Raw genomic sequence first — 12408 nt, 5'->3', positions numbered from 1 at the left:
CTTCGGGAGTCGGTAGGTCGGGGGTGGTTTTTTGCGCTTTTTTGAAGACTGGAAATATCGACGTGATGAATTCAGTCATTGGTATAGATCTGAAAGCGTCGTGTTCCTGCTTTGTTTTGCGGAAACTGCTCAAGCATTTCTGGGTGAAGTTTGAGTAAGGCTTTGCTGTCTAAACTGATTGAATCTTTGGATTTCTTCCACGTCACCGAACCATTGGCAAAGGTTGCTCGTTCAGCATCCTTCATCAACATCTGGATTTGATGCTTAGTTTCATCAAAGTTATTTTGATGCAGCTCAATGTGATGCTTTTCTTGAATCAGTTGAGCAAACAATTGATTGGCTTGTTCGTTATGACTCAAGTCTTCAAAAGTCAACGGAATATGTTGTGGATAAAGCTGCTGTATGGCTTTGGCTGCCGATTCACTGGCATCTACATCAGGTGGTGTGTCTTTTTCCACACACTCCCAGAAGTAACGTTCTGCATTGATGATATGCTGGATCACAGATTCGGAGCGCGTCACTTTGAAGATTTTGGTTTCATGACCACAGATCAACACACAAACATGTGCTGCGCGTTTGCCTGTCACTGCCAATTGATGTTGTACCTGACACAAGACATATAAAGGCACACCATCTCGCCAAAGTTTTGCACCGTACTCTCCTGCTGTTTTGCATTCCAGAATTTGAACTTCATCACTACCCACAACGGAGTAATCCAGATTGGCAAGCATAAAATGCTTATCAGGATCTGGATGCTGAAGCACTGCATTGATTCTGCGTACCTTGTTATTGGTGTGCATGCTGTAGTACTCAGCCACCAATGGTTCTAGCTGCTTACCCCAATAGAGTGGTGCATGTCCTGAACTTTCATCTTCAATCGATTGTTTGACTCGCCCTGTCTTGATCATCCAAAGTTCGAGCATCGACATATAGGGATTCAATCCACAGGCTGCTGCACAATCACTACTGCCAATACCTTGTCGTCTGACTTCAAGCCAGTCAGATTGAGTCATATTTTTGGTATTCACCAAGCGTTTTGCTGTAAACAGTTTTGGGGCGTTAAAGGGTTTACTGGCTTGTTGAATGGATGGGTTTAATATTGCTGTATTCATAGCTTGCTTCCTCATTTTATATGGATAGTGGCAAATAAAGGGCATAAAAAACCACACCCGAAGATGTGGTTTTAATAATTTTTAAAATTCGAAATTCCATTTAAAAATGCTTGGTTAGGTCTAACTTTCCATTGCAAGAAACTCAAATTTCTACGCTATGACACCATACGCAAAGCCTGTTCGAGTCCACGTTGCTTGATCGCTGCTCCTGCACCAAACCAAGCTGAATCGAGTCGATGATCTGTACTCATGGCACGTCGTTCATGATCAATAAATTCTGTAATTGAACACAGTAATCCATAGGCTGTTCCTTTAGCAGAACTCAACTCTGCACCACGTCCCTGACCATTAAACATATCCATTGCTTTTGTCATCGCCTTGGCATTAGGTTCAGCTTTTTCCTTGGCATTTACCTGCGCTGCCTGAGTCGCAACATCACGGTAGAACTGAATAATATTGTCCTCCTGATCTGCCACACTCATGCTGGTGTTGTTGAACACTGCATCAAAGAAAGCTGCTGCTTCTCCTTGGGTGACTCTACGCTGGCTGAGCTGCTTCATTTCATACATGTGTTCATCCCATGCACGTACTGAAATGCCCAATTGCTGTTTGACTTTATCTGCATCAAACTTGGTACTATGCGGAACTTTCACTACACCTGCATTACTGTTCTGACCACGTAAAGCAATCGCCAAGGTGTTGTTGCAGACGACACGGATGGAAGTAAATTGTGCTGTTGTCGCCAGTGTTCCATCACATGCAGTTGCAAGAAGAATATAGCCATTACTGACATCCTTTCCTTTTAGTGCTGAACTTTGTCCTGTCCGTGCCAGCGCCCAGAATTTCTTGCCACCTTTAAGCACGCCTGCGGTTTCCAATTCAAAGCCTGATTGTTCAGTTAGATCACGATAGAACTCTAAGATCTCACGAGGTTGGACTTCCTGAAAACGTTGACTGACCACTGACAAAGGTGCATGAGTATCAGAACGGTACAGTACACGCTGGTCTTCATACGGCATGATGATGCTTTGCCCACGTTCATTCTGTGCCATATAACTGACATTGGATGACTCGATACGCCAGTCCATGCCTGCCTGCTGTGCCCAGACCTCAATCGGTTGGTTTTGACTTAGTTGATTCCCTAGCCCATGCCAAGGGGTTTCACCGACATAAGCCATTTGTTCAAGTTGATGTGCCATAGTTTTATTCCTTTTTAAAATCATATTGAAAAATTGGATCTGTTCTTAATTCAGATATTGAATGGGGAACTTTTGGTAACAGTTATGGCAGAAGCACAAATTTTGCTGCGGAGGTGTGCTTTGTTCTGTAAAAGAATTAAACAAACCACCGAGTACAGTTCCTGCAATTCCTCCAACGATGGGAGGCAAATTGAAAGACTTCGCAACGGTTGTACCTAAGGCCCCTAAAGCTGCGGGTGATGCAAGATTTGATAATGTTGAATTTGCTTGTTGCGCATTCGCTTCAACAATCATGATGTCGGTTGAATGACAAAAGGGACAATTCAAGCTCATGACTTGACTCCTAATTTTGGGCATAAAAAAGCCTGCTCGAAGGCAGGCTTTGTTTTCATATTTTCATGTGTACTCGAAAGAGCTTCATGATTCTCATTAGGATGTTATGTATCTGAAATAATTTAGAATATGATTCAATTTAATGATTGATTTGTTATATAAAATCAGTACGATAAAAAAAATACAAAATGGTTTTAAAATTATGACACACATTCGAATTGCAGATTTTTGTGCAAAGTATGGCTATACGAAGCATCAAATCCAACATGCAACACGTACAGGAAAATTAGATAAAGTTGCCAAAGGTATTGTGGACGAGCAACATGCGATTCAAGCAATGTCTTACACAAAACCGTTAAAGTCCCCAAAGCAAACAAAGGTCACAACTGATGCTATCACTCAGCCAGATCAATTTGTATCATCACATCCAACCTCAGAAAAACCTAAATTTTTATCTCAGGAATGGGTAAAATCTATGCTTGCACCTGCAAGTAAAGGTGGAAAAGTTCTACCTCCAAAAGAATAACTTCCATCAACATAGCAGTGAAGGGATGTTGCTACATCCCTCCTTCCACCCTTAGTATTCAGCTAAATATTTAATTTATATTTATGCCATCTCTTGACGCTTTCAACACATCATTCAGTTGCTTTAATTCCAACTAATTCTGGCAATTGATAATCATCAAATTTCTTGTGCTTCAAGTAATGGCGATACATTTGACTATAAATAGACAAAGCTTTCTGTTCAAGTTGATGCTGACGCCCTCTCTCATTCAGCAAAGGAAAACGCTGCTTCAACTCATCCTCAAACTCATCAGAAAACAAATATTGGTATGTATTGATAACAACAAAATCCATACCTGTATCATCTCTGCCAAGCGCATCTTTTCTAAAATGTCGTTGCAAAAGAATCAGGATGATACTTTCTTCATCTGTTACAGCTTCACGTTCCGCCTCATTCATCAGTCGGTAAAATGAATTCCATGTTTCATATTCCCCCTGATGAACATCATCAATTTGATAAAATATATTACTGGTCTTTCTCGACGTAATTAATTGCAATTCATGATTTTGAGCTGGCATAGCAAAGGCATGAGTTTGATCATAACTACTGGTAAACAAAACTGCTTTGAATTGTTCATTAAAGTCCACTGCCTGATCAAAGTTTTGCTCTATACACCAAGCATAGTATTTTTCTAAAGCACCTTGCGCACACTCAAAATATGGCTGATATACCATAAGCAAGGCTTGCTGTTTGGTAAGGATTTTATTATTTGCCAGAATCTCTTTTTTGATCATTATTTCGTGTTTACGCAGTACTGCATAGCACCAATGTAAAATCCAATAGTGAGGTAACTTTAGATTCTTAGATTTTTTATTTTCGACATATTCAAGATTATCAATTAGCTCAACAATGCTATCCAAATGTTCTAACACAGATTTATCCGTGTTATAGAGTTCCCGAAGCATAGCGATCAATTGATCAGGATGTCGAATACACTCTCCCTCCCCCTTAAAACCATGCATTGTCAGTTGAGCAACAAGTCCACCTAAAATATAGAAATGCTCTTTACTGTGTAATCCTGTTTTCTTACAAATGAGCTGTTCAAGTGCTTGATCAAGTCCAATGTGATGATTCCACCCTACTGGCTGATAAGCCGGAACATTCAAAAAAAGGCTAGTAGAAACGAAGCCAACTTGCTGAAAATGATATTTATCTAAACCACATAAACAAGAAAGCAAATCATAGCCATGTGAAGACTTTAATGGCTCAAATTTAAGATTATAAAAAGCGATTTCTGAATTAAGTCTTTCAACTAGAGACTTTATATGTTTAGCGATTGGCATGACTGATCCTTTAAGATTCACTCAATATAAGGTGCACAGCTTTAAACCTCATATTGGGATCTACAAGATCACAGTTATGAATAGATGGTTATCAGAATAAGTTGTAATCGTTTTTTTTACTAATTGCTGTGCTAGTGGGGTCAACGCAACCTGTAGCAGATTATTTACTATCCTTATTTTGAAGTCAACTCAAAGCTACATCATTTGATCTTTCTCATTTTTTATAAGCTTGATTGACTAAGCCCTACCTTAAATTTATCATTCAATTGCTGACCTACATCGTCAGTCGGTTTTAGCAGACCGTTTAGCCATACACTAAAAAGTTTAACTTTTTGGTGGGAATCCCTGCGTGCCCCCTCTGCGGCGGAACGGGAGGGGGACACCTTCGGGTGTGCTGATCCTTTGGCTATCAGTCTGCTAACCCTCTTTCGTTTCGCCACCATTATTTAGCAGTAATGCGGTGAAACTTCTTTCATAGCCAAAGGAGTCATACCCATGACTAAGCATTTTCTATCTTTATTGTTTTCCCTAAAACACCCCCCTTGTCGCCCTAGACATCATTCGTAAACTTTATTGCTCATTGGATTGTTCTAAAGGACTACATTCCTTTACAGGCTTTGTCTCGCCTACTGTTCAGTAAATTTAGCAATATCAATAACGCACCAAATAACACAACAATAATTCGGGGGAAATGATGAAAATTCATACTTCACTTGCACTCATTACACTTGCACTTATGGCATCAGGCTGTGCCAGCAAAACAGAACGTCAATTTATCAGTGGATGCAAAACAGGTGGTATTGATGGCAGTACCTGCTCATGTATTTACGACGAACTTGAAAGTAAATATGGAGAAGAGGGACTCAAAAATAATCTCTATACCTTGCAACAAACCGAGTCCTTCCAAATGGATATGGTCAATATTTCTTATCAATGCATGAAGGAGTAGCCATGAGAACACTTGCAGGTATCATCTGCATCATTGCGATGATTTGCTTTTTAGGCTTGCCATTCATTGGCTTCATGATTGTGATGGGAATTTTTATTGCATTGGCAAAATTTGCCACTGGGGGAAAGTAAATGAACTCAAATATTAAAACAGGATTAATCAGTATTTATCTAATTATCGGTTTCTTTTTTGCAATCTATCAGCATTTTTGGGGACAGTATAACTATAAGTCTTTTGCCTACAATATTGGGCAGGGGCTTGTTTGGCCTGCGGTGATGTTTCCCACGGTAGGAAAGATTATTGGTGGCATTTTAATTTTATGCTTGGTCGGATTTCTAACCATGCGCTCTAAATAGCAGAAAGGGATTAAACGATGAGAACCATTTTAACCACAGTAATCATTTCCACTTTCTTAATAGCTTGTAGTCAGAACAATCAACCAACTCATCAAAATACAGATCAAACACCCAACAGCTCTACTCATAATGCACAATCCAAATATGATCCATATAGTAAAGAAGACGTTGAAGCCAAAATTCAAGCCTTAACCCAAATCGTGGAAAATGACCTAGAGTATCTGCCCGCAGCAGTCAAACAAGCACAGTCATTTCTCGATAACTGGGACAAGCATCCTGAAGCACTGACTGCTATGATGGAATCTGATCTTGCTCCCGACAATCCTGAATATAGCAATAATATTCCGATGGAAATGGAGCAACAAGAGGTATCAGTTCGTGCCAGAATAAATAGTCGTGAATCTCAATCAGCATTTAATGTGCCTGGAGCAATTGAGTACATTTTAGAAATTCAGTCTACCACTGATCAACCCTTTACTTTAGAGGGACTAAATATTAACCGTGGTCGCTGTGGTTTTTATACAGGTGATTTCTATAGCAAAATTCCTGTTCAAATGAACTATAGTTCTACTGTTTCTTATCTACTGAAATGTCGTGGTGATCAAGTCCTTGAAGCTGAATTGATTACTGATCAAGGGAGTTTGAGTATTACGTTTTGATCTTAGAACAGTACCAATAACGAGAGCACTTTTAATGATTAAGTGCCCTTTGTTAGAAGCTACTTTTTAATCATAACTATCGTTCAACAAAAGTAAAATCTTTTTCACTTTTTATAAGCGAAGATAGATTAATCACTTCGGTTTGCAAATTTGGTTGTCTGAGAATCTGAGGATAGTCAACTTGTTTTATTCTATTCTTTAAAGCCTTCTTTATTGGATCATATGAAAAAGAAAGATCTTCCATATGAGTTGAATATAAGATATCAATCTTGTCGCTATCATTCCTATAGTGTGTTGGATTCAATTTATAGTGATAGTAATTTTTGTGCTCTTTCAAATTAAGTAAGTCGTATAAAAATTGGTTAAAACTATTGGGAATTGTTACCTTTTTATGCGCGCGATATTCCATTTCTTTGAAAAAGTTAAAATAGTGCAAGATTAAACTTTGAAAGCTTACGATTAGGGATTTTTCTTTTGGATGTCGTGTTTGAACTTTCGTAGTCTTGTCCGATAAAAATTCAATCATATTGGTGAGTTGTTCTAATTGGAATGGAATATGCTCTAAATTACCTTCACTAAGCTGTCGCCCCAAAATACTGTGCACATCAAGCAAAGAGAAATACATTGCATCATAGAATGAGAGCCCTTTATCTAGTGCAACTTGAAACGTTAATTTTATTTCTGGAATAGTGGCTGTATTCTCATCAATTTCTTCACCATTTAAAATACGCTGTGCTAATTTATTTTTTGGTTGTGCCCATACTTTATTCTGATCTTTTCTCAATGTATCCAACGGTGTCAAAAAATTAATCAATGAATGATAATGAATTAGTGACTCATGCTGAAAAGGTAATCGGGAAAAAGTTGTATGAAACTCTAAACACAGTGGCATTAAGAATTTGAGCGGATCAAATTGCATTCTAAAACTTAAAGCAGCTAAATCATAAATATCTGTAAGTGAGAATGCGCTCTCAAATAATTGATTATATTCTTTATCACCTCTAATAAAGTTCAAAGTTTGAAAGGCTCTGTCTCTAAATTCTTGATTCGAAATAATCTGAAAAAAATCTAAAATGGGTGATTTAAAATCAGATCCATATTGAGTATCCCCCCAAAATACAGCCAATAACTCTAACTCAAAAAACTTTTTGGAATCAAATTTCATAAAATTTGCAACAAACTTCATTTCAGGATGTTGTGCTAGAAAATCATTATATAAACTAGATTCTTCTAATTTTTTTTCTAGAGTCTCTTGATTCAATTCATTTTCAACAAACTTTTCTGATTCAATTTTCCTTTCAGAATGATGTGGTAAAAAATTACCAACCGCACCGATCTTTTGAGACATTCTCTCTACGATTAATTGATTTAATTCATTCAAATCATTTAACTGTTTCTGATAGCGATGCATGAATGCATAACGCTCAAATTCCTGATCAATGAATTGTTTGGTACGAATGAAACATGCCGTTTTAAGAAATTCTATTGAATTTTTTTTCATACTTCCCCGTTTGGAATTACATTCGCTGTTTTTTTTCCAAAGATACGTTGTTAATTTTGGCTTATTCAATCACGGAGTCAAATCTTATGCAATCTAATACATTACAACCACCTACAATCCATCGACTAAAAAAGGTCATTGAAATTACAGGTGTAAGTCGTTCTGTCATATATGAAAAGATAAATGAAAAATCGAAACGTTATGATCCAACGTTTCCAAAACCTATCAAGCTTAGTTTGAACGCTGTAGGTTGGTTTGAGCATGAACTCATTCAATGGCTTGAGCTTAAAGCTGAGCAACGTTTTACCTGCTAACTTTCCAAATCGACTTTCGATTATGAAAATCGATATTACTGAGGAAAAGATGAAATGGATTATTGAAATCATCGTTGTCATATTTTTCAATAATTTAGGATTTTATATTTAATTAATAAGTACTAATAATCAATATATCCTATTGATAAATATTACATTAATTAGATTCATTATCCATCGTACAACTCTTCTAAAACCTATATCAAACTTATCACGACTCATACCAAGGCTACCAATGCCTTGGTAGGGATTCACTTACTTAAAATTTACCTAAAAGAGTATTATATGAACACAGACCTAAATGACTATCATGATGATTATTATGAAAAATATTCTATATGTGAAATAGATGAAGAGAATATTGTAATTATTGATGATGATGAAGCAATACACAAAAATACTGTCATTCAACTCATTAAAAAGATGTCAACGTATGGAAATAACGATGTATATAGATCTCATCCAAAAAGAAAACAATCTTATCTAATAGATCATTCGGCAATACATAATACGTTTAAAAGAATTGACCCAAGATTTATATATGATGTCACGTACACAAGTGCTGAGACAGATCTATTTCGTAAGATCTGCGTGGAATATCTGCCTTCACATATTGTAAATGATACTTCTACAAACTTTTGGCAACTTGCTCACAACGAACCAATAGCGATCAGTACAGCTCATTACAAGCTCAAAGCTCAAATTTTAAACGAGTTCTACCAACATCTCTTTGAGGCATTATCGACTGATGCAGACTATAAAAAAGCAGTGCAACTACGCAAAGAAAAAAGCATTAATCAGAAGAAGAAAGCCAAACGGCTTATCAATAAATTAATTAGTAAATTCAGTAAATTACTAGTACTCAGGATTGATTTTTCAATTGATCGAAAATTCAACATCACACTTGAACTAATGAAAACCTACATGAGCATTTTCTTAAAAAAACTTCATACTCCGAATGACAAAGTACCCCCCATTGCCGGCTATATTTGGAAATTAGAGTATGGGATACAGAAAGGCTATCATTATCATTTTATCTTTTTCATGGATGGCAATATCCATAAACAAGAGACTTACTTTGTAGGTCAACTCATTAAATTATGGAAAGACATTACCCTAAATAAAGGCTATTACCATAGTTGTAACCACAACAAGGGTTCTTACAGAAAACTCGCAATTGGCACACTTGTTCATGATGACCAAGAAAAAATCAACGCACTGTATATGGTCGTGGATTACATCACCAAAGTCGATCAGTTCATTATCGAAAAAACGCTTAAGAACCATCGTACTTTTGGCTATAGCACTCGCAAGCTTGAAAAAAGCAAAGCTGGAAGGCCTCGTAATATCAACGCAGGATCAATATCAGTCTAATTCAAAATTTTCAAATCATGCTCTCTAAGGCAGAGAGCATCAACACCCTTATTTAAAAAATACGAAACCACCATGAACATGCTAATGCAACCTACGAATACTACAGAAAGCACCAATCTACCTTATTTGTGTACGGGTGAGTTTAACCTATCCATTATGCAAAAAGTTTCAGAAATCATCACAAATCCTAAGTATGAACCGTTCAAGAAAAAAACTAAAAAGAACGCTCAGACTTATACCCAATACTATGTCTGCAACACTCCACATACAGATCATGCATTTTATTATTTACAATCAATTAATCCCATAAGTACCCTGCTGCTAGAACATTCAACATTCAAAATCAGTCAAAGCGTGATGGCTGTGCAAAAGGCATATGCAAATTTGGGCTACAATTCGGATGGTCCTATTAATCCAATATTGTTACACAATGAACAATATATTGAGGGGATAAAACCTGCTGTAGATGTATTCGTATATGAATTAAAAAGTCATTGGACCAGTAAAATTGCACAGGCTGATCGTAATAAACGTATTTCATTAATCAATGATATAAAAAAAGCAAATGCACGTATGATGAAAACATTGTTTAAAACTTATCTACGATTTAACCTCAATCATTTTACCTATGTCTTCAATGTAAAAGAATGTACGTTTTTAAAAGATAAGATAGCTTTGGAAAAAGCTTTAACCCAACAAATTACCAGTATGATCAATAAATTTCATGAAAATCATCGATCTGAAATTTTGGCTTTATTTTTTTGCGTACAACGTGATTTATCAGACAATTATGTCTTAAATGTATATTGTGCAACAGAACGTGAATGCCCCCCTCTTTCAATGAAAGATTGCATAACACTAAGAAATGACAGCTATCTTATTATTGCACCAAACTCCAATATTACGTTAAAAATCCAAGAAATTGACTATAAAATGGATATTCAGGGCGTAGACGGCACAAATGAAAAGACATGGAAAACTTTTTTTGGTCAAATGCTTGCTAAATACATTTATGTCTATTACGAATCTGAATTCGTTTCACCAAAGTTCATCTATAAAGAATGTTGATTTGACTTCTGATAATGAAGGGCTAAGAGCCCTTCTTTACATCCAACCAATTACCCATGGGGGATGATTGGGGGATTAAATAAAACATTAAATATTTTTTTTACAATTTATCAATATGTTATGGTAAAAATATGATTCCCTCTTTCGCCAAATTAGTTGTTTACGGTATTATCCCGTAGTTTTAAGGGCTTGAATCTAAAGGGTTTAGGCCTTTTTTATGTTTAATGCAATCCACTTTATCTATTGCAAGCTTGATCTAGTTGGGGTTATAACTAGGGGTATAATAAATTACCCCCAAAACTATACCCCCAATTCTGTGGAATCATTGCAATGCTTACAGATGCTCAAGTCAGAAAAATAAAACCATCGGAAAAGAAAGCCAAATAATTACCTATGATCGAAATCTAGCACATATCACGGCTGGCGGGCTTGGTTATCGTGAATTCTAAAAGTTGAACCCATATAGGGGGAAGCCCCCTACTCACTTAGGTATGATTTATTCAAATCACCATTCATCTATTACTATTAAAATATATTCGTCCTTCTATGTATTTCTTATTAGTGGCGGGTTTTCTCGCTGAGGACAACTTCACACGATTGGATTTATGGGTACAGATACAATCAAAGCCTAAGAATCTCAAAAGAGGCATGTCGCCTATCATTAAACTGATATGCTATTCAGCTCATGTTGATTTTTACTCATTTTATCAACATGACAACCTAAATATGTTTATGTCATCGACATGACAACTCTCTCATGTCGATTTTTATCGGTTTTATCGACATGACAGCCTGAATATGTTTCAGGCCATACAGCTAAAGACATAAGACAATATTCCTTTTAGGTTTTTAAGCACATCAACAACCTGAACGCCAAATGTCACATCCTAAAGTGAATTAGCTTTCTAAAAAGGTCATTATCAACCAAACACCCAATAAAAAACCACTGCTCAATCTTCCAGATCAACATAGCGGTTTTAAACTCATCTTTTACAGATCAGTCACATCTTACATTTTCTTTTCTTCAATATTTAAAGCATTGATTGCCAATACCGCCTGAGTACGATTTTGCACACCCAATTTACGGAAAATTGCGGTCACATGCGCTTTAATCGTCGCTTCAGAAACATCTAATTCATAGGCAATTTGTTTATTCAACAAACCTTCTGCCACCATCATCAATACACGGAATTGCTGTGGTGTTAAAGACTGAATACGTTCAGCCAAAGCCGTTTCATCTGCAGCGCGAGGGTCAAAGTTAACATTCGCAGCCAAATTTGGCGGCAACCAAATCTCACCTTCTAAAACTTGACGAATTGCTTCACCAATATGGCTCGGATGTGCCGATTTTGGGATATAACCCATCGCCCCATGCGCAATTGAACGTTGAATAATCGATGCTTCTTCGTGAGCGGACACCACAATAATTGGGATAGATGGATATTGCGCACGCACATGCACCAATGCAGAAAAGCCCGATGCCCCTGGTAAATTCAAGTCCAATAAAACAAGATCAGGCTCAGGTCCATTTTCCAAACGCTCGTACAATTCATTGACTGCAGCAGTTTCATGAATTTGAGCTTGCGGTAAGCTATAACGAACCGCCTGAATTAAGGCATGGCGAAACAGCGGATGATCATCAACGATTAATATATTCATAACGGACGTGAGAGATCTTGGGCACAGTTGTTATAT

Annotated in this window: 14 protein-coding genes; 8 read left to right on the top strand and 6 right to left on the bottom strand. The window is 36.9% G+C overall.

Annotated features, from left to right (window positions below):
* Window positions 1-71: 71 nt before the first annotated feature.
* The 3 genes from FTU35_RS10915 to FTU35_RS10905 all read right to left on the bottom strand — a co-directional run bounded on the left by FTU35_RS10915 (window position 72) and on the right by FTU35_RS10905 (window position 2644).
* Entirely contained in the window at window positions 72-1112 is a 1041-nt protein-coding gene (locus FTU35_RS10915) for a YqaJ viral recombinase family protein (RefSeq protein ID WP_180037898.1), read from the bottom strand.
* A gap of 155 nt (window positions 1113-1267) precedes the next feature.
* A complete protein-coding gene (locus tag FTU35_RS10910) occupies window positions 1268-2311 on the bottom strand; it encodes a DUF932 domain-containing protein (protein ID WP_180037900.1) in 1044 nt (347 codons plus the stop codon).
* Between the two features lie 45 nt (window positions 2312-2356).
* Window positions 2357-2644: a hypothetical protein gene (locus FTU35_RS10905; protein WP_180037902.1), complete on the bottom strand. Its 288-nt coding sequence runs from the start codon at window positions 2642-2644 to the stop codon at window positions 2357-2359.
* 142 nt (window positions 2645-2786) lie between these two features.
* Here FTU35_RS10905 and FTU35_RS10900 point away from each other — a divergent pair, with 142 nt between their 5' ends.
* The gene (locus FTU35_RS10900) at window positions 2787-3170 is read left to right on the top strand and encodes a hypothetical protein (protein ID WP_180037904.1); all 384 of its coding nucleotides are present in this window, start codon (window positions 2787-2789) and stop codon (window positions 3168-3170) included.
* Between the two features lie 110 nt (window positions 3171-3280).
* On the opposite strand, the gene FTU35_RS10895 is transcribed toward FTU35_RS10900, so the two are convergent.
* Window positions 3281-4492 (bottom strand): hypothetical protein, encoded by a 1212-nt coding sequence (locus tag FTU35_RS10895; protein WP_180037906.1) that lies wholly within the window; start codon window positions 4490-4492, stop codon window positions 3281-3283.
* 694 nt (window positions 4493-5186) lie between these two features.
* Here FTU35_RS10895 and FTU35_RS10890 point away from each other — a divergent pair.
* Genes FTU35_RS10890 through FTU35_RS10880 form a run of 4 tightly spaced genes read left to right on the top strand, consistent with a single transcriptional unit; the run spans window position 5187 to window position 6456 of the window.
* Window positions 5187-5441: a hypothetical protein gene (locus FTU35_RS10890; protein ID WP_180037908.1), complete on the top strand. Its 255-nt coding sequence runs from the start codon at window positions 5187-5189 to the stop codon at window positions 5439-5441.
* A 2-nt stretch (window positions 5442-5443) separates the two neighbouring features.
* Window positions 5444-5572, top strand: a complete 129-nt coding sequence (locus tag FTU35_RS13490; protein ID WP_257222700.1) for a hypothetical protein — start codon at window positions 5444-5446, stop codon at window positions 5570-5572.
* A complete protein-coding gene (locus FTU35_RS10885) occupies window positions 5573-5797 on the top strand; it encodes a hypothetical protein (protein WP_180037909.1) in 225 nt (74 codons plus the stop codon). It begins immediately after the preceding gene.
* Between the two features lie 17 nt (window positions 5798-5814).
* Complete coding sequence (locus FTU35_RS10880) at window positions 5815-6456, top strand: hypothetical protein (protein WP_180037911.1); 642 nt, start codon at window positions 5815-5817, stop codon at window positions 6454-6456.
* 76 nt (window positions 6457-6532) lie between these two features.
* On the opposite strand, the gene FTU35_RS10875 is transcribed toward FTU35_RS10880, so the two are convergent.
* Complete coding sequence (locus tag FTU35_RS10875) at window positions 6533-7957, bottom strand: hypothetical protein (protein WP_017400744.1); 1425 nt, start codon at window positions 7955-7957, stop codon at window positions 6533-6535.
* 86 nt (window positions 7958-8043) lie between these two features.
* Between FTU35_RS10875 and FTU35_RS10870 the strand changes: the two genes are divergently transcribed.
* The 3 genes from FTU35_RS10870 (at window position 8044) to FTU35_RS10860 (ending at window position 10713) form a co-directional block, all read left to right on the top strand.
* The gene (locus tag FTU35_RS10870) at window positions 8044-8271 is read left to right on the top strand and encodes an AlpA family transcriptional regulator (protein ID WP_017400743.1); all 228 of its coding nucleotides are present in this window, start codon (window positions 8044-8046) and stop codon (window positions 8269-8271) included.
* Window positions 8272-8556: 285 nt separating this feature from the next.
* The gene (locus FTU35_RS10865; RefSeq protein ID WP_180037913.1) at window positions 8557-9645 is read left to right on the top strand and encodes an inovirus-type Gp2 protein; all 1089 of its coding nucleotides are present in this window, start codon (window positions 8557-8559) and stop codon (window positions 9643-9645) included.
* A gap of 72 nt (window positions 9646-9717) precedes the next feature.
* Window positions 9718-10713 (top strand): hypothetical protein, encoded by a 996-nt coding sequence (locus FTU35_RS10860; protein ID WP_180037915.1) that lies wholly within the window; start codon window positions 9718-9720, stop codon window positions 10711-10713.
* Between the two features lie 1008 nt (window positions 10714-11721).
* On the opposite strand, the gene FTU35_RS10855 is transcribed toward FTU35_RS10860, so the two are convergent.
* Window positions 11722-12372 (bottom strand): response regulator transcription factor, encoded by a 651-nt coding sequence (locus FTU35_RS10855; protein ID WP_004974358.1) that lies wholly within the window; start codon window positions 12370-12372, stop codon window positions 11722-11724.
* Window positions 12373-12408 lie beyond the last annotated feature (36 nt).

The sequence above is a fragment of the Acinetobacter sp. YH12095 genome (genome assembly GCF_013419245.1).
Lineage (GTDB): Bacteria > Pseudomonadota > Gammaproteobacteria > Pseudomonadales > Moraxellaceae > Acinetobacter > Acinetobacter towneri.
This window is presented reverse-complemented; position numbering and strand designations above follow the sequence as displayed.